Genomic DNA, 21716 nt, shown 5'->3' with positions numbered 1-21716 from the left:
ACCCGACCAGGAGCAACACATCATGAGCATGATCGGTACCCAACTCGAAGGTCCAGGCGTATGGGCCGGCCCCGATATCGACTGGATGAAAGAAGGGCTGCATGTGCTGTCGGATGCCGAACTCAAGGAAATCGACCTCGCGCTCAAGCATCTGCTGACGCTGGGTGAAGTCGACTTTCCCGACATTACGCCGCAGGCATTCCCGCTGGACAAGGTGGGCGACCTGATGCGCGACCTGCCGGTACGCCTGCGTACGGGCAGGGGTTTTCTGATGCTGCGCGGGCTGCCCCGCGAGAAGTATTCGGACGACGATATGACCCGCATCTATTTTGGCCTGGGTTCGTATCTGGGCCGGCCCATGACCCAGTCGTACCTGGGCGACCTGCTGGGCCATGTCATGGATGTGAGCGACTATGAGCCGAAATCGCGCGGCTACCGCAAAGGTGGCGGCCAGCTCATGCATACGGACTCATGCGACATCATCGGGCTGATGTGCCTGAAGTCTGCGGTGTCCGGCGGGGAAAGCCGCATTGCCAGCGCATTGGCGGTGCACAATGCCATGGCCGAGAAGTATCCCGAGCTGCTTGGATTGCTGGCCCGCGGCCTGCATTTGAAACGCACCGACGAAGATGGCCGTCGCGCAACACGCACCTTCAGCAAAGACCGCGTCCCGTTCTTCCACGAAGAAAACGGCGAAGTGACCTGCTATCTGCCTACCGGCTATGCGCGCCTGGCAGAGAAGAGCAACCAGGTTCCCTTTTCGCCAGAAGAATCCGAAGCCCTGTACCGGGTGCGCAAGGTGGCGGCGTCGCCCGAGCTTTACCTGGACATGGGGTTCAAGGAAGGGGATATCCAGTTCTTGAACAACCGCATGATGGTGCATGGCCGTACGGACTATGAAGATTCGCCCGAACTGGAAAACCGCCGGCATCTGTTGCGGCTTTGGTTCGAGGTGCCTTCGTGGCCCGCCATGCCGCAAGCGCAGGTGTTTCATACCGCCGAAGACCGGCGCTTGTGGAGCCAGTATCGGCAGCCGCTGATCGAACTGCCTTCCATTCACTATAAGAAGCTTCTGGAAGGTTCGTTGGCGAAAATGGTGGATTGACCCCATGCGCGAAGCCGGCATCGGGGTGCCAGCCGGCCGGCGTCGCGTTTGATATCCGCGCCTGGGCGGCGCGCAGGCCCAGCATGTTCAACGGCGGCGCAGCAGGCTGGCTATAACGCCGACGGGCGATGGTGTTCGTGCCAATGCCGCGCAATGTCGATGCGCCGGCAGACCCAGACCTGGTCGTGCGAGGCCACGTAGTCCAGGAACCGCGCCAACCCCGCGGCGCGGCCTGGATGACCGATCAAGCGCATATGCAGGCCCACCGACATCATTTTCGGTTGTGCAGCCCCTTCGGCATACAGCATGTCGAAGGAATCGCGCAGGAAAGCGAAGAAGTCACCCGCCGTGGCGATGCCGCTACGCACGAACTTGGCATCGTTGTGTGCCTGGGTGTACGGAATGACCAGGTGGTGGCCGTCGCCCGTGTCTATCCAGTAGGGCAACTCGTCGTTATAGCTGTCCGAGTCATAGAGGAACCCGCCCTGCTCGAGCAGCAGCTTGCGAGTATTGACGGTGGGAGCATAGCGGCAATACCACCCTTGAGGAGCCGTCCCGGTGGTTTGCTGGATCGATTCGATGGCCTGGCGGATTTCCTGGCGCTCTTGCTCTTCGGTCAAGGATTGCAAGGCGGTCCATCGCAAGCCATGGCAGCAGATGTCGTAGCCGGCGTCCATGACGGCGCGTGCCACTGACGGATTGCGTTCCAGGGCCCTGGCGCACGCGAATACCGTGGCGGGAAACTGATGTGCCTGCAGCAACCTCAGCACGCGCCATATGCCCACCCGACTGCCGTATTCGAACATCGATTCGGCGGCAAGGTCCCGGCTGGCGAAGCTTTTACCGCTTACCTCGGTAAGGCCGATTTCGCTGATGCCGTCGCCGTCGTCGAACGATGCCTCCGAGCCCTCTTCATAATTGATGACGATATTCAAAGCCAGGCGAGCCTTTTCCGGCCAGCGCGGATCGGGTGGGTTTTCCCCATAACCCACGAAATCGCGTCGAGTCAGCAAAGCGGGGTCAATAGTCATCACGATTCCTGGCGATCGGGAACAATCAGGGCATCTTTATCGAGCTCGGTGTACTCGGTGTCGTCATCGCGGCCCGTCTTGCCCAGAATGACGGCCACCTCCGAATCGGAATCGATCGCGGTAAAGGCAAAATGCCATACCGCGGTCTTGTACGAAATACCTTGCCGGCCATTGGTAATAAAGGCGCGCAAGGTCGGGATGGATAATTTTCCGGCGTGGTCAGACAGACCCACCACGACCACGTGCCGCGACGGAACCAGCGGGATGAACGTCTGGGCCGAATACGGATGCCTTTCCAAGGTGCGCACCCGTATGCGATCGAGTGCCTGCCGGCTCAGCAGGTTGACCGAGAAGCCCCATGCCATGTCGGGCCCGGCTGAACTGAACGGATTGGACAGCGTATTCCTTACGGCCTGCCCGCGATGCTCGACCACTTCACCATACGGGGAAAATGCCTCGGCGTTCAGCTTACTGGCGGTTAAATACATAGATGAATCTGCCTCGAACCGAACTCAAAATAGTTTGCCGGGTAGCCACAGCGCAATCTGCGGAAAGTAAATAAGCAATGCGACAAACACCATCATCGCGAAGGCAAATGGCAGCACGCCGATGTATACGTCGCTGATGCCCCCTCGCGACAGCCGGATGTTCTGCGCAACGAAGAGATTCAGTCCGACAGGTGGAGTAATCAGCGCCAATTCCATCATCATGGTCATGAAGATGCCGAACCACAATGGATCGAAACCCAGTGACACGATCAGCGGCACGACCACCCCCACGGTGGTGACCATCATGGCAATGGCTTCCAGGAAGCAGCCCAGGATCAGATAGAAAACCACCAAAGCCCAGATGGTCGCAATAGGCGACCAGCCTAGTTCACCGATGTACTCCGACAGGGCCTGCGGAATACCGGCCAGGCTGAGCGAGAAGTTCAGGATGTAGGCGGTGGTCACTACCAGCACCACCATGGCCGTGGTGCGCAGCGCCGACAGGAATGCCGCGTGCAACATGGCGATGGACAACGTTCTGTTCAGCGCGGCGATGATGATGGCTCCCACCACGCCCAATGCCGCGGCCTCGGTGGGCGTGGCGATACCAAGGTAAATGCCGCCCATGACCAAACTGAAGATAAAGACGACGGGCAAGACGTTCAGCAGCAGTTTCAGCCTGACCAGCAGCGGGATAATGAGCTTCTCGTTGCTGGACGTGACCTTGCCGGCCAGCGCCAGCACGACGATCACCAGCATCATCAGCAGCAGCACCACCAGCCCCGGGATGATGCCGGCAGCGAACAGCTTTCCCACCGACACTTCAGCCAGCGCGCCATAGACCACCATGTTGATGCTGGGCGGAATCAGGATGCCCAGCGTCCCGCCCGCGGCGATCGAACCTAACACCAGCCGCTCGCGGTATCCCAGCCTTTGCAAGGTGGGCAGCGCCACGGTACCGACAGTGGCCGACGTTGCCACGCTGGACCCCGACGTAGCTGCGAACAAGGCGCAGGTCACGATGTTGGTATGCAGCAACCCGCCCGGCAGCCATTGCAGCCAGGCGGCCAGCGCCTTGTACATGCGGTCGGCGACACCGCTGCGTGTCAGGATCTCGCCCAGCAGAATGAACAAGGGAATGGCAACGAGCAGGAACTCGTTCATCGTGCTCCACATCGTGTTGCCGATCATGCTGGGCAGTACCTGCATACTGGCCCAGTCGCTGACCATGGCGGTCATGAAGATCGCGCTGGCTACGTGGATGCCGGCGAACAAGAACAGCACCAGCCCGCCAAAATAGAGTGCTCCGACCAGCATCAATGTGCCCCTTCCAGTTTGCCTTTCATGCGATCCTGAGCCACCCGGAGTTCTTCTTCGATCTCGTCATTGACGCTCGGCACGCCGTAGTTCCTGCAAATGCCGGCCCAGTCCCGCTGGGTCAACTGGAGCAGGCCGCGCAAACACTGGATGATCAGGATGAAGCTGAACCAGCACAACGCTGCCGCCCACATGGCCTGCGGAATCGCCAGGGGCGTGCGCAGGGAACTGGTGGCCAGCGCCTGCATCGAATACGAGGTGAGCGCGACATCGCAGGCCTTGATGGCCAAGGTAACCGCCATGCCCGTCAGCATGACCAACGCGAGAATATCGCTGCAAGCCCGTATGCGGGTCGGCAGCAGATCCGTCAAGACCGAGATCCGGATGTGCGCCTTTTCGTAAGCGGCCTGCGAGAACCCGATGGATGCGCAGATGGCCAGACAGTACCCGCCATATTCGTCCACGCCCTGCAGCGAATAGTTGAATAGTTTTCGGGCGAGCACATTGACGGCGATGACCACCGACAACACGACCAATGCCCATCCGGCCGCCAGGCAAGCCTTGTTGGTGATGGCCTGCAATGCGCGGCACAGCAAATCGGCAAATCGGTTCATAAGCACTACCTGTGTTGCGCGTTTTGCCAGGCCTGCGCCTGGCAAAACCTGTCTTCAGGACACCAGACCCTTATTTATTGATGCCGGCGGCGGCGCCGATCGTCTTGTACCAGTCGTCCCCACATGTTTTGGAGAACTTCGAACAATCTTCGATCCACATCGGAACGATAGAGGTGCCCAAGATCGTCTTGACCTCTTGCACGTCGGCCGCGGCGGGCTCGAGCAGCGTCATCTTTCCGGGCTTGCCCGTGCACGGCTGCTTGCCGGTATTGCAGTTCAGTCCATCCTGGTGCCCCTGGCGGCTGATATCCCAGAGCGCGGTTTCCAGTTGCTGCATTTCTTTCGACAACACGGCCTGTTGCTCCGCGGACAGTTTGTCCCAGAATGCATTGCGCGCCACATGCAACACGACTCCAGCACCGCCCAGAGGAATCGGGCTGAGCGTCTCGGCCACTTCAAACCAGTCGTTGCTATTGCCATACTGGCTGCCGGTAATCGCGCAATCCACCACGCCTTGCATCAGCCCCTGGTATACCTCGGGCCCCGCCAGGGTCACGCCTGCTGCACCCAGGTCCGCGGCCAGCTTGGCGGTGTAGGTGCCGCTAACGCGGACTTTCTTGCCTTTCAGGTCAGCCAGGCTCTTGATATCGCCTTTGCAGTACAGGATTTGGAACGGGAATGACCAGGCCGTCAGCAGCTTGGCCTTGAAGCGATCATTGAGCTCTTTTTCCAGGATGGGGCGATACACGGCCAGGTTCTTCTGCAACTGATCGAAGTCAAAGGCAGCGCCGGGCAGATCGGCCCCCATCAGGACCGGCGCCTCGCCGCCGACAAAACTGATCTGGAAGGAAACGATGTCGAACGCGCCGCTTTGCAGGGTTCGCAGCGATTCGAACCCCTTCAGGCCCAGTTCGTCGATGGTGCGGAAATTGGTAGAGAACGCGCCGTCTGTGCGTTTGCCCAGATCCTTCCAGAATGGACGCTCGACCTGTTGGGACTGGGGCTGATTGCCATACCAGCCCAGTACCCGCATTTTTACTTCTTCGGCCCCCGCCAGTGATGCAAGTCCAACGGTCAAGGCAAGCAAGGCCGCTGTCTTGCTCAGTGCTGCTGCAATCATGATCAACATCCCCTAAGTAGTTGCGCCAAGGCATGAAAGCCAGGTTCCGCGTAGTTGTTCCCTGCGTATCTTTCCTCTTGTCGCTTGAATTATGAATACTCTGATGAAATAATCAATTATTAAATTTTTGGCCTCTACTATAGGTAACAGTTATAGTGAATCTGCGCTTACTAGAGATATTCCGCGCTGTCATGCAGAGCCACACCACCATTGGCGCCGCTCGGTCTTTGCAGATATCTCAGCCTGCGGTCAGCAGCGCCATACGTCAGTTGGAATCTCAGGTTGAATTTGCCCTGTTTGATCGCATCGGCAACCGCCTCACCGCCACGGAAGAAGCCAGGATTCTGTTTCGCGAGTCGGAGTCGATTTTCTTGCTGTCCAAGGCACTGAACCAGACAGTCAAGGAACTGAAGGAAGAACGCTTGGGCCAGTTACGCATCGTGGCCACCCCGCAGCTCGGGCATTCGGTTCTACCGGCAGCCATTAATGCACTGCTGAGTCAACGCCCGAAGGTCAAGGTGTTCTTCGATGTGCGCCGCTCCTACAACGTAATCGAGATCATCGAATCCGGGGCAGCGGATATTGGCTTTGCCATCGCGCTCGAGCCCGAGCTCAATCAAACCCTGCAGATGCTGCCGGTGGCGCGTGTAGAAATGATGTGCCTGGTCCCCATCAAGCACCCCCTGGCCAAGCACAAGGTTGTCACCCCCAATGACCTGTCGCCCTACCCTTTGATCGGCCTTGAAATGGGGTCGCGGCTAAGTCCGTTGGTGCTGAACGCGTTCAAGCAGGCGGGAACGCCATACCGGACCGCGATAGAGGTGCGATATTCAGAAACAGCCTGCCTGCTGGTCCAGGCTGGCGCGGGCGTGGCAATCGTGGACTGGTTCTCCGCCACGGCCCAGATTCGCCGCAGCAACGATCTGGCCTTGATCCCCTTCAAGCCCGAAATTGAAGTCGAAGCATTCGCCGTTTCGGCGAAAAACCGAACGCCATCACGGCTGGCGCTTTTGCTGGTTGAGGAAACACGAAATTGGATACGCCAGTTCAGCCTGGGCTGTTAATACACGCCCCTGCCGGGGTGATGAATTCCAATCCAGGCCTGCTCAATGCACTACCGGGCAGGGCGCATACACCGGCACTGGCTACAATCCGTCGATGCCGGCAAGGTGACCCCGCTGCCGCATGCATACCAGAGCATTTCATCAAGAGTTTCGAAGAAAGGTGTTTTATGTCGCAGCGACTAAAGGGCCTGACCGGCCTGGTAGCCAGCCTTGTCCTCAGTGCCGCGGGCGTTGCCCACGCCGCTTATCCCGAACGGCCTGTCAATCTGGTCGTGCCCTTCCCGCCTGGCCAGGCGACCGATATTTTTGCCCGCATGGTGGCCGAACAGTTGGCCAGGGAAATAGGCCAACCCGTCGTGGTCGAGAACAAGGCCGGGGCCGGCAGCAATATTGGCATGCAGTTTGTCGGCCGTGCCACCCCTGACGGCTACACCCTGGTGGTGGGCGGCAGCGCCGCGGCGGTCAACCAGACGCTCTACAGCAACCCGGGCTATTCGCTGAAGAACGATTTCAAGCCTGTGGGCGGCATCTTTACCGTGCCGCTGATCTTCCTGGCCACGCCGCAAAGCGGCATCAGCTCACTGACCCAATTGATCGAGCAGGCCAAGGCCAAGCCGAATGAACTGGCCTACGCCAGTGCCGGCATCGGCGGCACGCAGCACCTGTCGGCCGAGATGTTCAAGGCCGATGCCCAGGTCGAACTGCGCCACATCCCCTACAAGGGCAGCGGCCCGGCGCAGGCTGATTTCCTGGGGAACCATGTGCCCCTGATGGTGGACTCGGTCACGGCCGCCCTGCCCCATGTGGCATCGAAGGCGGCCGTGCCGCTGGCGGTGACCACGCGTGAACGCGTGCCGCAATTGCCCGACGTGCCCACCGTGGCCGAATCGGGCCTGCCCGGCTTCGAGGCGGTGGGCTGGGCGATGATTTTCGCACCGGCGAAAACACCCGATGACGTGGTTGCCTATCTGAATCAGAAGATCAACGCGATTTTGCGGTCGCCGGACATGGCCAAGGCCCTGGCCGATCGCGGAGCCCAGCCGCTTGTCTACGCGCCGGCTGAAGGCAGCGACTTTGTCGGCCGCGAAGTCGAGAAATGGGGCAAGGCCGTGAAACGGTCTGGCGCCTCGGTCGACTGAGCCTTGGCCGCGCGGCAGATACGCAACGGAAGGCCTCGGCCATGATGCTGACTTTCAAGCAAATCGAAGCGCTCTATTGGGTGGTGCAACTGGGCGGCTTTGCCAATGCGGCCGAGCGGCTCAACACCACCCAATCGGCGATCACCAAGCGTATCCAGGAACTCGAGACCAGCTTCAATATCCAGATCTTCGACCGCAGCGGCCAGAAGGCCACGCTGACCCGCACCGGCGAAGAGCTGCTGGAAATGGCTGCCGACCTGCTGGGCCGGCGCGACCAGATGCTGCTGAAGATGAAAGGCTTCAAGCCTTTCTCGGGCTCGCTGCGGCTGGGCATTACCGAAATCACCGCGATGACCTGGCTGCCCCAACTGATGCAAGCGCTGCGGGTTTCGTTTCCCGAGCTGATCATGCAGCCCAAGATCGGCATGGCTTGGCACCTGCAGCAAAGCCTGCTGAACGGGCAATTGGACATGGCCATCCTGCATTGGGAAATACGCAATCCCTATCTGGAAACCGAGCCGATCGCGCAAGTCGATTTCGGCTGGGCGGGCAGCCCTGCGGTGGTATCCCCGGCCAAGATCTATACCCCGGAAGATATCTCTCGCATGAACATCATCCGGCAGGATCCGGATTCGGCCCTGAACGCCATCTACGATGAATGGCTTGCCCCTCATGCGTCGCAGTCGAACCTGTTCACCATCAACAGTCTGCAGGCGATGGTGGGGTTGACGGTGGCAGGCTTTGGCGTGGCCTGCATCCCTACCGGCTATTTCTCGGATCTGTTCAAGAGCCGCAAGCTGGTATTGGTGCGCACCACCAAGGCCATGCCGACGTCCATGTACTGCGCCATGTATGCCAAGCAGTCGAACACCATGTTCTACCAAGAGATCGCGCGTATTGCGCGCGACGTGTGCGATTTTTCGCGCCCGTATGGCGGCGGGCTCAGTGCCTGATGTCGGCCAGGAACTTTCGCGCGCGGTCGGTTTTCGCCTGGGAGAAGAATTGCTCGGGCGGCGCCTGCTCGACGATGCGCCCGGCATCCATGAACCACACCGTATCGGCCACGTCGCGCGCGAAGTTCATTTCGTGCGTGACGCAAACCATGGTCATGCCCTCGGCGGCCAGCGACTTCATGACCAGCAGCACTTCGTTGACCATCTCCGGGTCCAACGCGCTGGTGGGCTCGTCGAACAACATGATGCGCGGCTTCATGGCCAGTGCCCGGGCAATCGCCACGCGCTGCTGCTGGCCGCCGGATAGCTCGCCGGGGTAGGCGTCGGCCTTGTGGCCCAGGCCCACCCGTTCCAGCAGGGCCTTGGCGTGGTCGCGCGCGTCGCGCTTGCCCATGCGCTTGAGCAGCACGGGCGCCATCATCAGGTTGTCCAGCACGTTCATGTGCGGAAACAGGTTGAACTGCTGGAACACGAATCCGATATGGCTGCGCATTTCGTCCAGCGAGCCGCTGCCGTGGACATCGGCCCCATCGACCAGGATCTGGCCCTGCTGGATGGGCTCCAGGCGGTTGATGGTGCGTATCAGGGTGGACTTGCCCGAGCCCGAGGGCCCGCACACAACCAGCACTTCGCCTTGGCGCACGCCGGCGTTGATGTTGTCCAGGGCGAGATAGTCGCCATACCATTTACTGACGTTCTTGAATTCGATCATGGGTTGCCTAGGGCCACGGTACGCGTTCCGCCCATGCGGGCTTCAACGAGCTTGACGATGCCGGTAAGAATCAGGTTCAGCATGAAGTAGGTCAGTGCCAGCAGGGTGAACACTTCGAACGGCTTGGTCAGCAGGATGTTGTTGACCTGGGCCGCGGCGAAGGTCAGCTCATGCACGCTGATGACGAAACCCAGCGAGGTTTCCTTCACCGTGGAAATGAACTGGCTGAGCATGCTGGGGATGGTGTTGTACAGCGCCTGGGGCAGCACGATCTTGCGCATGGCCTGCATGTGCGACAGGCCCAGCGAACGGCCGGCTTCCATCTGCCCCGCCGGCAATGCCTGGATGCCGCTGCGGATGATCTCGGACAGGTACGCGCCTTCGTAGATAATCAGCGCGGCGGCCATGGTGACCACGCCGCTGACCGAATTGCCGATCAACAGGGGCAGGAAGAAATAGGCCCAGAAGATGAACATGATGAGCGGCAGCCCGCGCACCACGTACACGATGGCCGTTGCCGGCCAGTAGAAGATCTTGTGCGTGCTGATGCGCCCCAGCGCCAGCAGCACGCCGATGGGAAACGCCAGCAGCAAGCTGACCAGCGCCAGCCCGACGGTGGCGACCAGCCCGCCCATGGGGCCGTTGGGCCATTGGCCCACCAGCAACAGCAGCCAGTTATTGGATAGGATTTCCAGCATTGCGTATTACCGGGCCTTGGTCACGTAAGCGACCCGTTTGGAAAGATGGGCGCCGGCCAGCATCAGCAGCAGCGAAATCGCCAGGTACAGCACCGTTACCACCGTGTAGATCTCGAAGGTCTTGAACGTGGCGGATTCGATCTCGCGGCCCGCGCCGGTCAGCTCGATCAGCCCGATGGCCATGGCCAGGCTGGTGTTCTTGAACAGCAGCAGCGTCTGGTTGGTAAGCGGCGGGATCGATATCTTGAAAGCCTGCGGCAGTATCACCTTGCGCATGGCTTGCAGGTAGCTCAGGCCCAGGCTGCGCGCGGCTTCCATCTGGCCGCGCGGAATCGCCCGGATGGCGCTGCGCAGGTCTTCGCCCACATAGGCCGCGGTAACCAGGCCGATGGCGATCGTGGAATAGAAGAATTCGCCGCCGATGATATTGATGGCGTCGTTGATGGCCGGCGGCACGATGGCCGCCACCCCGAAATACCACAGCAGGATGTGCACCAGCATGGGCACGTTGCGATGAAATGCCACGTACACCGCGATCAGGGCGTTCAGCGCCCGGATATTGAGCATGCGCAGCACGGCCAGCGAACTGCCCAGCCCGAAAGCCAGCAGCCAGGCAAGCAGGGTCATCTTGAGGGTCGTGACCAGCCCCCCCAGGATCAGCGTCGGGTAGCCGTTACTGAGTAACGCACCGAAATCCAATGTGTAGTTCATAAGCAGCTACCCGCCCCGCCGGGCATCAACCCTTGATTTCCTCGACCTTGAAGACACGCTTCGTCGGGAACTTGGTGTCCGGGCCGAACCAGCGGTCGAAGATGACCTGCATCTTGCCGGAACTTTCAAGCCCGGCCAGCACCTTGTCGACTTCGGTGCGCAGGCCGTCTTCGCCCTTGCGCATGCCGATGCCCCACGGCTCGACGAACAGCGGCTCTTCAATGATATCGAGCTTGACGGGCGACGATTCGGCTTCCTGCGCGAACTTCAGCAGCATCAGTTCCGACCCGACGAAGCCCGACACTTTGCGTTGTTGCAGCGCCATGAACGCGGTGGGCGGATCCTTGAAGGTCACGGTGGTCACATCCGGGATCAGGCGCTTGGCCCCGGCTTCCGACGACGAGCCCGACACCGCGCTGACGCGCTTGCCGGCCAGGTCGGCGTTGGTCTTGAGCGTGCCCGCGTCATCGCGGCGGATCAGGATTTTCTGCGGGCTGACGTAGTGCTGGTAGCTGTAGTCGATCTGCTTGGCGCGGTCGGGGCTCCAGCCCAGGTTGGCGGCCACCACGTCGACCCGGCCGCCGGCCAGCTCGGGAATGCGGGCAGCCACGGCGATCATCTTGACCTCGAGCTTGACGCCCAGGTGGTCGGCGATCTCTTTGCACAGGTCGACTTCATAGCCGACGACCTGGCGGGTCTTGGGGTCCTGGAAGCTGAAGGGCTCGGACGTGCCCAGCGTGCCGCACACCAGCGTGCCGCGTGCCTTGATGTCGGACAGCGCGTCGGCGTGCGCCACGCTGGCCATGCCCAGGCAAGCCAGCAGCGGCACGGCCTTCAGCATATTCTTGAAGCTCATGATTTTCTCCCGTGAAATGTTATTTAAGTTGGCCACATGCCCATGCCAGCTTTTCGCAGCCGGTCTGGATCGTTTCCAGGTCGGTGGCGAAACTCATGCGCATGTAGCCGGGGTTGCCATAGGCGGTACCGTCCAGGACGGCAACGCCGGCGGCGTCCAGCAGGTAATGCACGAAATCCAGGTCGTTCTCGATGACTTTGCCTTCGGGTGTGCGCTTGCCGATGAAGCCCTGGATATTCGGGAAGACGTAGAACGCGCCTTCGGGCAGCGGGCACGACAAGGACGCGATGCCGTTGAGCAGGCCGACGATGACGTCGCGGCGTTCTTTGTACAGGGCGATGATGTCCGCCACGCATTGCTGGTCGCCGGACAACGCCGTGGCGGCGGCCACCTGGCAGATCTGGCTGGCGCACGACGTGGATTGCGAGACCAGGGTCGAGATCGCCTTGGCCAGCCAGGCCGGCCCGGCCGCGTAGCCCACGCGCCAACCGGTCATGGCGTACGCCTTGGACACGCCATTGACCAGCAGCACGCGCGGCGCCAGGCCCGGCTTGACCGCCAGCGGCGACACGTAGCGGCTATCGTAGCAAAAGTGCTCGTAGATCTCGTCGACCATCAGCAGTACGTGCGGATGACGTTCCAGCACGGCCAGCAAGGCGGCCAGTTCCGCTGCGCTGTAGGTGGCGCCCGACGGATTGTTGGGCGCGTTCAGCAGCAGCCACTTGGTGCGCGGCGTGATGGCGGCCTCGAGCGCGTCGGGAACCAGCTTGAAACCCTGGGCCTCGGTGGTCGGCACAATGACCGGCTTGCCATCATTGAGCAACACCATGTCGGGGTAGGACACCCAGTAGGGCGTGGGAATGATGACTTCGTCGCCCGGATCCAGCGTGGCCTGCAGCGCCGAGAAGATGACTTGCTTGGCGCCCGTGCCCACCACCAGTTGGTCCAGCGCGAACGACAGATTGTTCTCGCGGCTGAATTTTTGCTGGATGGCCAGCAGCAATTCGCGGATGCCGGCCGACGACGTGTACTTCACGGCGCCGCTCTCGATCGCGGCGATGCCGGCCTGGGCAATATGCGCCGGCGTGCTCACATCGGGCTCGCCGATCGTGAAGTCGATGATGGTCTTGCCTTCGGCGCGCAGGGTGTCGACCTTGCGCTTGGCGGCCATGCTGGGGGAAGGCTTGATGGCGCTCATGCGCCGGGCCAGGAATCCGGCCGGGCCGTGTTGGATAGAGTTTGCGGTCATGGTGGGCCTACAGCAGGTTCTTCGCTTCAAGCACGGGATGCAGCCAGCTTTGGCGTTCGGCGCCGCCGGCGATCTCGGCCATGATTCTTTCTTCCTTGGCGGCATGCTCGCGGGCCTTCTGCACCAGCGCGTCGGCCTGGCTGACGGGAAACGAGACGATGCCGTCTTCATCGGCCACGATCACATCGCCGGGCTGGATCACCTGGCCGCCGATATTGACGGGCACGTTCACCTCGCCCGGGCCGTCCTTGTAGGGACCGCGGTGCACGTGGCCGCGGGCGTAGCACGGAAAATCGTCGTTCTCGAACGCCGCGACATCGCGAATGGCGCCGTCCACGATCAGGCCCACGCAACCGCGCTGCTGCAGGTAGCGCTTCATGATTTCACCCACGCAGGCATTGGTCAGGTCGCCCCCCGCGTCCACCACCAGCACGTGGCCGGGTTGGATCAGGGTCATGGCCTTGTAGATGAACAGATTGTCGCCCGGACGCGTCTTGACGGTAAGCGCGCTGCCCACCAGCTTGCCCCGGCGGTTATAGCGCGCCAACCCGACCACGCCGCGCTGGCGGTGCAGGTTGTCGCTCAAGTGCGGGGTCACGATGGGCTGCAATGCGGCAGCAAGCTCGGCGCCAAGCACCGGCGGGGCGGAATTGAGGGTAAAGGGCGATGAGTTTTGCATGGGGTCGGTACTCCTGGAAGTAGCGATCATGCAAAAAACCCCGGTTAGTCAAAAGGGAATTAAACGCCTAAGTTTTTATTCCTTTAAGGAATGTTTTGTTGCGAATAGCGCTCGCGAGCCCGGAGTTTTGAAAAATTCTTCTTTTCTGACAGACACTTGCGCTGTCTTGAGTTGTCCGCGGCTTGAGTCGTCCGCGCGTGTTGCCCGCACCACGATAGCTCTCGAATAGGGGTAAGTCCCCATACGACGTGGCGGGGCTGTGCCTAGGTGTCTGGCTCCCGTCAGGGTGCCTGACACCGTACGATTGAGACAGTCGCTGCACACTTTGGTGTCAGGCACCTACGGAGCCTGACACCAGGTTCCACCCAGGGTGGAACCATCCGGCTCACCCCCGATATTCCTGTTCGGCCGCTTTCACGAACGCCTCGACCAACTGCATGCGCGGACACGATCGCGCCCAGATCAGCCCGAACCGGCGCGGTTGGCACGGCACAGGCAAGGGCAGGCTGATGACGTTCAGCCCCTGCTTCCACAAGCGCCAGGCATTGGGCACGATAGCCACGCCCAGGCCTTTGTTGACCATCAGCGCGATCGATTCGGTAGAGGCCAGTTCATAGCGATCGCGCGTGGCAATGCCCGACTTCTTCAGATATTGGTCGATCAGGTTACCGATCCAGCTGCCGGTTTCGTAGCGGATGAAGTCTTCGTTGTTGAGCAGGCTCTGCGCGCTGCGCCCCTGGTGCCCGGCCGAGGCCAGCAATGAAAAATGCTCTTCGCGCAGCAGGCGCCACGCCAGTTTCTTGGGCAGCTCGAACGGCGCTTCCACGGCGATAGCCACATCCAGTTCGCCGCTTTCGACACCGGCATAGAACTCGGTGGACAGGCCGGCCCGGATGAATACGTGCAGGTCAGGATAGCGCGCGGCCAGCGTGGCCAGGATGTTGGGCACGGTGCTGTTCAGCGAGGTATTGCCCGTGCCCAGGCGCAGTTCGCCGCGGATTTCGCGGGTGTGCGCCAGCACGGTCAGCGCATCGACATCGTCCAATATTTTCTGCGATGTCTCGAGAATGCGATGCGCGGCTTCGGTCAGGTGCACGGTCTTGCCGGACCGGGCCACCAGCGGTGCGTTGACGTGCGACTCGAGCGCGCGGATCTGCTGGGCCACCGCGCCGTGCGTGATGTTCAGCCGCCGGGCGGCTTCGGCCATGGATCCGTACCGATGGATCGCCAATAGCGTGCTAAGGAAGTGGGTGTTCACATCGTAGATTTTATATCTTCTAAAGGTAGCTTAAACACAGCAGCAAGACGTCCGCCTTCCGCATAATCACAATAGCCCGGGCGCCTTGCGACCCAGGGCATGAATAATTTGCCGGCCGCACCGGCGCATATCGGAGACAACATGACGAGAACCAAGAACATGGTGCAAGCCGCCGCGCTGGCTGTCGCGCTGGGGCAATTCGTGCTGCCGGCGTCCGCCGCCCAGGATGCCTACCCCAGCAAGCCCATTACCATGCTGGTGCCCTACCCGGCCGGCCAGTCGGTGGACTTGCTGGCGCGCGTGGTAAGCGATGGGCTGGCCAAGGTGCTGGGCCAGCCCATCATCGTCGAGAACAAGCCGGGGGCCGGCGGCACGCTGGGCACAGGCATGGTGGCGCGCGCGGCGCCCGATGGCTACACCCTGGGCATGAGCTCCAGCGGCCCGCTGGGCATTGCCCCGCACCTGTTCAAGAACACCAACTACGACCCGGTGAAGGATTTCACGGCCATCATGGACGTGGCCGCCGTGGCCCAGACCATGGTCGTCTCGGCAAAGTCGGACATCAAGTCGGTGCAAGACCTGGTGGCGGCGGCCAAGGCCCGCCCCAACAAGCTGAATTTCGGGTCGCCCGGCAACGGCTCGACCAGCCACCTGACCCAGGAAATGTTCAAGCAGCGCGCCAACGTGCAGATGCTGCATGTGCCGTACAAAGGCGGGCCGGCCGCCATCACCGACCTGATCGGCGGGCAGATCGACGTGCTGTTCGAGGCTTCGCCCACGGTCACGCCCTTCGTCAACCGCGGCGACCTGCGCGCGCTGGCGGTGACCACGCGCGAGTCGATTCCGGCGCTGCCCGAGGTCAAGCCGCTGGCAAGCATGGGATACGACGACTTCGAGGCCGTGGGCTGGATGGGTATCATCGGGCCCGCCCACATGCCGCCCGAGATCGTGCAGAAGCTGCACGCCGCGCTGGTCAAGACGCTGCAGGACCCGGCCGTGCGCGAGAAGCTCGACACGCAGGGTATGCTGACCATCGGCGACTCTCCGCAGGAGTTTGCCGCCTTCATCAAGAGCGAATCCGAAAAATGGGGCTCGGTGATCCGAAGCGCCGACATCAAGGTCCAATGATCCCAAGACGGGACACACCAGGAGGACGACCATGCACGGCGAACGCGGGCAACAACGCTGGAAGCACCGGCCACCGGGATCGAACTGGGGCGACTTCGGCCCGGACGACCAACTGGGACGCCTGAATCTGCTGACCCCTGCCCGGGTGGCCACGGCCGCGCGGGAAATCACCAGCGGGCAGCGCTTCTGCCTGAGCCTGCCGCTGGATTACCCCGGCGGCAACCTGCTGAACCCGTTCCGGTATCCACCACAGTTGCGCGCCACCACGCGCAAGGGCAAGTTCGCCTACAACATGGCGCACTGCTGCGAACACCCGGGCGTAACCGACGTCATCTGCGACGACTACGTCGTGCTTTACACCCAGTACTCCACGCAGTGGGACAGCTTCGCGCACGTGGGTTCGATGTTCGATGTGCACGGCACGGGCGAGCCCGTGCCGGTGTACTACAACGGCTACGCCGCGGGCGAACATATCCAGGGCGCCTCGCGCGCCGCCGAAGAGGGCGAGCACCAGCCCGTGCGCGCGGCCAGGCTGGGCATCGACAACTTCGCCGCCACCCCCATCCAGGGGCGGGGCGTGCTGGTGGATTTGCGCAAGCACTACGGCGATGAGCGCCGCGAGGTGAACTACGACGACCTGATGCGGGTCCTGAAGGCGGACGACATCGTGGTCGAGCCCGGCGACATGCTGTGCCTGCACACGGGTTTTGCCGACGTGCTGCTGTCCATGGACCGCCAGCCCGACCCGCATGTGCTGCATGGGGCCTGCAGCGTGCTGGACGGCCGCGACGAGCGCCTGCGCGACTGGATCCGCGACAGCCAGATCGCCGCACTGGTCGCCGACAACTACGCCGTGGAACGCCGCCCGCCGCAGGGCCCGCTGGGCATACAGGGCGCATTCATGCCCATCCATGAGCTGTGCCTGTTCAAGCTGGGCGTGCCGCTGGGCGAACTGTGGCACCTGACCGAGCTGGCGGCCACGCTGGCGGCACAGGGCCGCAGCCGGTTTTTCCTGACCGCGCCGCCGCTGCGCCTGCCGGGCGCGGTGGGTTCGCCCGTGACGCCGGTGGCCACCATCTAGGCGGGGCGGCTGCCCGCCTGCCAGGTGTCAGGCTCCCGTCAGGGTGCCTGACACCCTACGACTGAGACAGTCTTGCACACCATGGTGTCAGGCACCTGCGGAGCCTGACACCTGGCAATGCCATGCTTACGCCTTAAGGTAGTGCCATGGGAGCCTGACACCTGGCGTACCTGCCGGCTCGGCACGGTTACTAGGGAAAACCCTGGTGGCGAGAATGCTTCACTCGCTGGGGGAAATGCGCGTGGGGGCGCCTGAAACTTTAAAACAAGAACTATTTCCATTACCATCCAGGTGCAACTCCCCCTTTTTGAAGACTCCCCCAGAGCGTTCGATCGTGAATGCCGCGCAATCCCCTTATCTTTCTTCGCCGTCGATCGATACGCTCTACACGGATCACCACGCCTGGCTCAGGGCCTGGCTGCAGCGGCGCCTGGGCAATGCCGCCGATGCGGCGGACTTGGCGCATGAGGCATTCCTGCGCCTGATCCTGAAACCCGCCTCGCGCGGCTTCAACAGCAAGATCGAAGCCCGGGCGTATTTGCGCACGATGGCCCAGGGGATGTGCGTCAATCTGTGGCGCCGTCGCGAGATCGAGCAAGCCTGGCTGGACACGCTGGCCGCGCAACCCCAGGGGTTTGCGCCATCGGCGGAACGCCAGGCGACCGTGCTGCAAGCCTTGCAGGAAATTGCCGAATTGCTGATGGGCCTGCCCGGCAAGGCGGCGCAGGCCTTCCTGATGTCGGCCGTGTGCGGCATGACCGCGGCGGAAGTCGGCAGCGAACTCGGCGTGTCTTCGCGCATGGTGCGCAAGTATGTGGCGCAAGCCATGCTGCGCTGCATGCAGGCGCATGCCGCACACACGGCTGCCGCGCTGCGGCAGGCGCCCATGCCATGACTGACCGGGCCACGATCGATGTCGGCTGACCCTGGGTGGCCGAACGTGCTGGGCGACGAGGCCCGGCCGACGCACGAGGTCATGGAACACGCCGCTCAGTGGTATGCGCTGCTGATCTCGGGCGAGGCCGGCGCGGCAGACCAGGCCCGTTGGCAGGCATGGCTGGCATCGCACCCTCATCACCGGCTGGCATGGCAGTACGTGGAATCGGTCAGCCAGCGCGTCCTGGCGCCTTTGCGCAGCACGCCCGACCCCCAATTGATGGCCGCCAAGGTAAGCGCCGTGCACGCGCGCGTGCAATCCCGCCGGCGCGTGCTGGCAGGGCTGGGCGCATTGGCGGGCACCGGCCTGCTGGGATGGGCAGGCTGGTCTCATTCTCCCATCGCGGGCATCGTCACCGCCTGGGCCGCCGACTACCGTACCGGCGCCGGCGATATACAGGAATTCAGGCTGGCGGACGGATCGCAGGTGTGGCTGAACACCGCCAGCGCGCTCAACGCCGACATGCGGGCAGACCTGCGCAAGCTGGCGCTGGTGGCGGGTGAAATCCTGGTGTCCACCGCCCAGGGCGACCCGCGGCCCTTTGTCGTCGACACGCCGCAAGGCACGATGCGCGCCCTGGGCACCCGCTTTACCGTGCGCCGCGAACCAGGCCGCACCTTCCTGGCGGTGTACGAAGGATCGGTCGAGATACGCACGGCAAGCACCGCCGCCACCCAAACCATTCCGGCGGGCCGGCAAACCCGCTTCGACGCCGACGGCATCATGCCGCCGGACTCGGCCGACGCCGCGCGCGAGGCCTGGAGCCGTGGAGAATTGCTGGCCTGGGATCTTTCACTGGCGGATGTCGTCGCCGAGCTGGGCCGCTACCATGCCGGCCACATCAGCCTGGCGCCCGACGTCGCGCAGCGACGCGTGTTCGGTACGTTCCCGTTGCGCGATGTGGATGGCGCCCTGGCCATGCTGGCCGAAGTGGCCTCGCTGCAGGTGCGCCGGCCCCTGCCGTGGTGGATATCGGTCGACGCCCGTCCGGCGCAGCAACCGCCCCGCCCATGAGCCGGGGCAAGTTTTTTCCCAGCAAGAGTTCCGCTTTTCCCCTTCTCGATTGATTTAGAGATAGGGCAGCCCCGATCGTCGAACGCCGCGGCATGGCCGCGCGGACGACAGGCCCGCTATTTCATCAGTCATCGTTGAAAGGAACACTTCATGCACAGGTGCCCAGAGCATGCCCTGCGGCCATTGAGCGCGGCAATACGCATGGCGGCGGCCGTGGCCATCATGGCAAGCAGCTGGATCGCGCCCGGCCAGGCCAGTGCGGCGCAAGAATCCGCCGCGGACGCCGCGCCGTCCGCGCAGCGCAGCTACGACATCCCCGCCGGCCCCTTGCGGACGGTGTTGACGCGATTTGCCAGCGAGGCGGGCATCTACCTGGCCGGCTCGATCGAACTGGCCAACGGGAAAAGCAGCCCGGGCCTGCAGGGCAGCTACACGGCGGCGCAAGGCCTTGGCCGCGTGCTGGACGGCACCGGCCTGCAAGCCGTGCCGGATGCCAATCGGCGGTATGTGCTGAAACCCTTGCCCGCCGCCAGCGTCAGCGAGCTGCCGACCGTCACTGTCACGGGCCAGACCGAATTCGCCACCGGCCCGGTGGTGGGCTACATGGCGCAGCGCAGCGCCACCGCCACGAAAACCGATACTCCTATCGTCGAAACCCCCCAATCGATCTCGGTGGTAACCGCCAACCAGATACGCGACACGGCTTCGAATACGCTGGACCAGGCCCTGACTTACAGCGCCGGCGTGCGTACCTCGATCTACGGGGCGAGTTCGCGCATGGACACGGCCCAGGCGCGCGGCGTGGAGATCGAGGACATTTTCCTGGACGGCCTGAAAGACCGGGTGAACTTCTGGACCAGCACGCCGCGCGTGGAACCCTATCTGATGGAGCGCATGGAGGTGCTGCGCGGGCCGGCATCCATGCTGTACGGCCAGGGCGGCACGGGCGGGCTGATCAACAATGTCAGCAAACTGCCCCAGGCCGAGGCGCAGCACGAAGTGGGTGTGCAGGTGGGCAACCACGATTTGCGCCAGTTGCAGGCGGACCTGACCGGCCCGCTGACCGAAGACGGCACCTGGCTGTACCGGCTGGTGGCCCTGGGCCGCGAAAGCGGCACGCAGGTCGACTACGGCCAGGATGACCGCCAGATGATCGCCCCGTCACTGACCTGGGCGCCCAGTGCCGACACCGAGCTGACCCTGCGGCTGAAATGGCAGAAAGACCGGGCAAGCGGGGATTCCGGCAGCACCCTGCCCTGGGAAGGCACGATCCTGCCGAACCCGAATGGGCGCATCTCGCGGCATACCTTCGTTGGCCAGCCTGGTTACGATCACTTCAATGCCGACAGCCTGCAGGCGGGCTGGTCGTTCCGCCAGAACCTGAATGATCAGTGGACCTTCCGGCAAAGCACGCGCTGGACCAAGAACAAGACCGACTACGCCGCATTCGATGTCTTTGCGCCGTACCTGGATGCCGAACAGCGCATGCTGGACCGGGCCGGCTATTTCTGGAAGCACGACACGACGATTTTGGCGGCCGACCAGAATCTGCTGGGGAAATTCTCGACCGGGCAGGTAGAGCACCAACTGCTGGTAGGGCTGGATTTCCTGCGGTACCGGGACTCGGGCTCGGGCGTCGATGACTACACCGGGCTGGCCCCGATCGACGTCTTCAACCCCGTCTACCAAGAGGGTTACCAACCGCCGCCGCGCGAACCTATCGCCACCAGCGGCGTCAAGCAGCTGGGCGTCTATATCCAGGACGAAATGCGCTGGCGGAACTGGATTCTGCTGGCAGGCTGGCGGCACGACGAAGCCAAGAACTGGGAAGAAGGTACCGACGACCGCAACGACCGTGCGGATTCCGCGCGGGTCGGCCTGATGTACGAGATCGTGCCCGGACTGCTGCCGTATATCAGCTACGCCGAATCGTTCCTGCCCCAGGCCAATACGAGTTACGGCCAGCAGCTCAAGCCCTTGCGCGGCAAGCAATGGGAAGCCGGCGTCAAGTACGAGCCGCCCGCGCAAGACTGGCGCGCATCGGCCGCCGTGTTCGAACTGCGGGAAGTCAACCGCACGGTAGAGATTTCCGAAACACAAGTCGCGCAACGCGGCCAGACCCGGAATACGGGCCTGGAACTGGAATGGGTGGGCTCCATCACCCCGCGCATGGATATCAACGCCAGCTTCACCTATTTGAATGTCGACAGGCAATTGACGGGCGTTCCCAAGCGGCAGGCCGCGCTGTGGAGCACCTATCGATTTTCGCTGGGTAATCTTGACGGCTTCACCGTCGGCGCAGGGGTGCACTACGCCAGCGGCTTCGTCGACGAATCGACCGAAGGGCTGGACGTGCCCAAGACACCTTCGGTGACCTTGCTGGATGCCATGCTGGCTTGGGAAAACCGCAATTGGCGCGTCGCGCTCAATGCCAGCAACCTGACCGACAAGGCGTACTTCACCCAGTGTTCGGAATGGGGCTCATGCTCGTACGGTACTGGCCGGCTGGTGACGTTGACGACTTCTTATCGCTGGTAGGCAGCGCCATGTGCCCCCCGGGGA

General features: G+C 62.6%; 21 protein-coding genes. 9 read left to right on the top strand and 12 right to left on the bottom strand.

Annotated elements, in window-relative coordinates:
- Nucleotides 1-22 precede the first annotated feature (22 nt).
- Entirely contained in the window at nucleotides 23-1105 is a 1083-nt protein-coding gene (locus KW845_RS09280; RefSeq protein WP_218368945.1) for a TauD/TfdA family dioxygenase, read from the top strand.
- Nucleotides 1106-1215: 110 nt separating this feature from the next.
- Here KW845_RS09280 and KW845_RS09275 read toward each other — a convergent pair whose 3' ends face one another.
- The 5 genes from KW845_RS09275 to KW845_RS09255 all read right to left on the bottom strand — a co-directional run bounded on the left by KW845_RS09275 (nucleotide 1216) and on the right by KW845_RS09255 (nucleotide 5675).
- Nucleotides 1216-2136, bottom strand: a complete 921-nt coding sequence (locus tag KW845_RS09275; RefSeq protein ID WP_218368944.1) for an allantoinase PuuE — start codon at nucleotides 2134-2136, stop codon at nucleotides 1216-1218.
- Complete coding sequence (locus KW845_RS09270; protein WP_218368943.1) at nucleotides 2136-2624, bottom strand: ureidoglycolate lyase; 489 nt, start codon at nucleotides 2622-2624, stop codon at nucleotides 2136-2138. Before KW845_RS09270 ends, KW845_RS09275 begins: the two co-directional genes overlap by 1 nt.
- Nucleotides 2625-2648: 24 nt before the next feature.
- On the bottom strand, nucleotides 2649-3941 hold the full coding sequence (locus KW845_RS09265; protein WP_218368942.1) for a TRAP transporter large permease: 1293 nt from the start codon (nucleotides 3939-3941) through the stop codon (nucleotides 2649-2651).
- Nucleotides 3941-4555, bottom strand: a complete 615-nt coding sequence (locus KW845_RS09260; protein ID WP_218368941.1) for a TRAP transporter small permease subunit — start codon at nucleotides 4553-4555, stop codon at nucleotides 3941-3943. Before KW845_RS09260 ends, KW845_RS09265 begins: the two co-directional genes overlap by 1 nt.
- A gap of 70 nt (nucleotides 4556-4625) precedes the next feature.
- Nucleotides 4626-5675: a TRAP transporter substrate-binding protein gene (locus KW845_RS09255; protein ID WP_255592514.1), complete on the bottom strand. Its 1050-nt coding sequence runs from the start codon at nucleotides 5673-5675 to the stop codon at nucleotides 4626-4628.
- A 155-nt stretch (nucleotides 5676-5830) separates the two neighbouring features.
- On the opposite strand from KW845_RS09255, the gene KW845_RS09250 reads away from it, so the two are divergent.
- From KW845_RS09250 to KW845_RS09240, 3 genes are all read left to right on the top strand, one after another.
- The gene (locus tag KW845_RS09250; protein WP_218368940.1) at nucleotides 5831-6739 is read left to right on the top strand and encodes a LysR family transcriptional regulator; all 909 of its coding nucleotides are present in this window, start codon (nucleotides 5831-5833) and stop codon (nucleotides 6737-6739) included.
- Nucleotides 6740-6906: 167 nt separating this feature from the next.
- Entirely contained in the window at nucleotides 6907-7878 is a 972-nt protein-coding gene (locus KW845_RS09245) for a tripartite tricarboxylate transporter substrate binding protein (protein WP_218368939.1), read from the top strand.
- 41 nt (nucleotides 7879-7919) lie between these two features.
- On the top strand, nucleotides 7920-8831 hold the full coding sequence (locus tag KW845_RS09240) for a LysR family transcriptional regulator (RefSeq protein ID WP_218368938.1): 912 nt from the start codon (nucleotides 7920-7922) through the stop codon (nucleotides 8829-8831).
- Here the strand turns inward: KW845_RS09240 and KW845_RS09235 are convergent.
- The 7 genes from KW845_RS09235 to KW845_RS09205 all read right to left on the bottom strand — a co-directional run bounded on the left by KW845_RS09235 (nucleotide 8821) and on the right by KW845_RS09205 (nucleotide 14994).
- Nucleotides 8821-9543 carry an amino acid ABC transporter ATP-binding protein gene (locus KW845_RS09235; RefSeq protein WP_218368937.1) on the bottom strand — a complete coding sequence of 241 codons (723 nt, stop codon included), beginning with the start codon at nucleotides 9541-9543 and terminating at the stop codon, nucleotides 8821-8823. The genes KW845_RS09240 and KW845_RS09235 overlap by 11 nt on opposite strands.
- On the bottom strand, nucleotides 9540-10241 hold the full coding sequence (locus KW845_RS09230; protein WP_218368936.1) for an amino acid ABC transporter permease: 702 nt from the start codon (nucleotides 10239-10241) through the stop codon (nucleotides 9540-9542). Before KW845_RS09230 ends, KW845_RS09235 begins: the two co-directional genes overlap by 4 nt.
- Before the next feature lie 6 nt (nucleotides 10242-10247).
- The gene (locus KW845_RS09225) at nucleotides 10248-10952 is read right to left on the bottom strand and encodes an amino acid ABC transporter permease (protein WP_218368935.1); all 705 of its coding nucleotides are present in this window, start codon (nucleotides 10950-10952) and stop codon (nucleotides 10248-10250) included.
- Between the two features lie 25 nt (nucleotides 10953-10977).
- Entirely contained in the window at nucleotides 10978-11808 is an 831-nt protein-coding gene (locus tag KW845_RS09220) for an ABC transporter substrate-binding protein (RefSeq protein WP_218368934.1), read from the bottom strand.
- A gap of 19 nt (nucleotides 11809-11827) precedes the next feature.
- Nucleotides 11828-13057 carry an aminotransferase class I/II-fold pyridoxal phosphate-dependent enzyme gene (locus tag KW845_RS09215; RefSeq protein WP_218368933.1) on the bottom strand — a complete coding sequence of 410 codons (1230 nt, stop codon included), beginning with the start codon at nucleotides 13055-13057 and terminating at the stop codon, nucleotides 11828-11830.
- A gap of 7 nt (nucleotides 13058-13064) precedes the next feature.
- The gene (locus tag KW845_RS09210; RefSeq protein ID WP_218368932.1) at nucleotides 13065-13736 is read right to left on the bottom strand and encodes an RraA family protein; all 672 of its coding nucleotides are present in this window, start codon (nucleotides 13734-13736) and stop codon (nucleotides 13065-13067) included.
- Nucleotides 13737-14121: 385 nt separating this feature from the next.
- Nucleotides 14122-14994: a LysR substrate-binding domain-containing protein gene (locus KW845_RS09205; protein WP_218368931.1), complete on the bottom strand. Its 873-nt coding sequence runs from the start codon at nucleotides 14992-14994 to the stop codon at nucleotides 14122-14124.
- A gap of 141 nt (nucleotides 14995-15135) precedes the next feature.
- Here KW845_RS09205 and KW845_RS09200 point away from each other — a divergent pair, with 141 nt between their 5' ends.
- From KW845_RS09200 to KW845_RS09180, 5 genes are all read left to right on the top strand, one after another.
- Nucleotides 15136-16122: a tripartite tricarboxylate transporter substrate binding protein gene (locus KW845_RS09200; protein WP_218368930.1), complete on the top strand. Its 987-nt coding sequence runs from the start codon at nucleotides 15136-15138 to the stop codon at nucleotides 16120-16122.
- 31 nt (nucleotides 16123-16153) lie between these two features.
- Entirely contained in the window at nucleotides 16154-17203 is a 1050-nt protein-coding gene (locus KW845_RS09195) for a cyclase family protein (protein WP_218368929.1), read from the top strand.
- Nucleotides 17204-17510: 307 nt separating this feature from the next.
- A complete protein-coding gene (locus KW845_RS09190) occupies nucleotides 17511-18098 on the top strand; it encodes a sigma-70 family RNA polymerase sigma factor (protein WP_255592513.1) in 588 nt (195 codons plus the stop codon).
- Nucleotides 18099-18116: 18 nt separating this feature from the next.
- Nucleotides 18117-19154 carry a FecR family protein gene (locus KW845_RS09185; protein WP_218368928.1) on the top strand — a complete coding sequence of 346 codons (1038 nt, stop codon included), beginning with the start codon at nucleotides 18117-18119 and terminating at the stop codon, nucleotides 19152-19154.
- Between the two features lie 150 nt (nucleotides 19155-19304).
- Nucleotides 19305-21692 carry a TonB-dependent siderophore receptor gene (locus tag KW845_RS09180; protein ID WP_218368927.1) on the top strand — a complete coding sequence of 796 codons (2388 nt, stop codon included), beginning with the start codon at nucleotides 19305-19307 and terminating at the stop codon, nucleotides 21690-21692.
- Nucleotides 21693-21716: the final 24 nt, after the last annotated feature.

The organism is Bordetella sp. BOR01 (assembly GCF_019218885.1).
Taxonomy (GTDB): domain Bacteria; phylum Pseudomonadota; class Gammaproteobacteria; order Burkholderiales; family Burkholderiaceae_B; genus Bordetella_A.
This window is presented reverse-complemented; position numbering and strand designations above follow the sequence as displayed.

Bases quoted from the DNA above. Each gene is read 5' to 3' on its own strand.
- KW845_RS09280 (WP_218368945.1), top strand. From the start codon at position 23: ATGAGCATGATCGGTACCCAACTCGAAGGTCCAGGCGTATGGGCCGGC.
- KW845_RS09275 (WP_218368944.1), bottom strand. From the start codon at position 2,136: ATGACTATTGACCCCGCTTTGCTGACTCGACGCGATTTCGTGGGTTAT.
- KW845_RS09270 (WP_218368943.1), bottom strand. From the start codon at position 2,624: ATGTATTTAACCGCCAGTAAGCTGAACGCCGAGGCATTTTCCCCGTAT.
- KW845_RS09265 (WP_218368942.1), bottom strand. From the start codon at position 3,941: ATGCTGGTCGGAGCACTCTATTTTGGCGGGCTGGTGCTGTTCTTGTTC.
- KW845_RS09260 (WP_218368941.1), bottom strand. From the start codon at position 4,555: ATGAACCGATTTGCCGATTTGCTGTGCCGCGCATTGCAGGCCATCACC.
- KW845_RS09255 (WP_255592514.1), bottom strand. From the start codon at position 5,675: ATGATTGCAGCAGCACTGAGCAAGACAGCGGCCTTGCTTGCCTTGACC.
- KW845_RS09245 (WP_218368939.1), top strand. From the start codon at position 6,907: ATGTCGCAGCGACTAAAGGGCCTGACCGGCCTGGTAGCCAGCCTTGTC.
- KW845_RS09240 (WP_218368938.1), top strand. From the start codon at position 7,920: ATGATGCTGACTTTCAAGCAAATCGAAGCGCTCTATTGGGTGGTGCAA.
- KW845_RS09235 (WP_218368937.1), bottom strand. From the start codon at position 9,543: ATGATCGAATTCAAGAACGTCAGTAAATGGTATGGCGACTATCTCGCC.
- KW845_RS09230 (WP_218368936.1), bottom strand. From the start codon at position 10,241: ATGCTGGAAATCCTATCCAATAACTGGCTGCTGTTGCTGGTGGGCCAA.
- KW845_RS09225 (WP_218368935.1), bottom strand. From the start codon at position 10,952: ATGAACTACACATTGGATTTCGGTGCGTTACTCAGTAACGGCTACCCG.
- KW845_RS09220 (WP_218368934.1), bottom strand. From the start codon at position 11,808: ATGAGCTTCAAGAATATGCTGAAGGCCGTGCCGCTGCTGGCTTGCCTG.
- KW845_RS09215 (WP_218368933.1), bottom strand. From the start codon at position 13,057: ATGACCGCAAACTCTATCCAACACGGCCCGGCCGGATTCCTGGCCCGG.
- KW845_RS09210 (WP_218368932.1), bottom strand. From the start codon at position 13,736: ATGCAAAACTCATCGCCCTTTACCCTCAATTCCGCCCCGCCGGTGCTT.
- KW845_RS09200 (WP_218368930.1), top strand. From the start codon at position 15,136: ATGACGAGAACCAAGAACATGGTGCAAGCCGCCGCGCTGGCTGTCGCG.
- KW845_RS09195 (WP_218368929.1), top strand. From the start codon at position 16,154: ATGCACGGCGAACGCGGGCAACAACGCTGGAAGCACCGGCCACCGGGA.
- KW845_RS09185 (WP_218368928.1), top strand. From the start codon at position 18,117: ATGTCGGCTGACCCTGGGTGGCCGAACGTGCTGGGCGACGAGGCCCGG.
- KW845_RS09180 (WP_218368927.1), top strand. From the start codon at position 19,305: ATGCACAGGTGCCCAGAGCATGCCCTGCGGCCATTGAGCGCGGCAATA.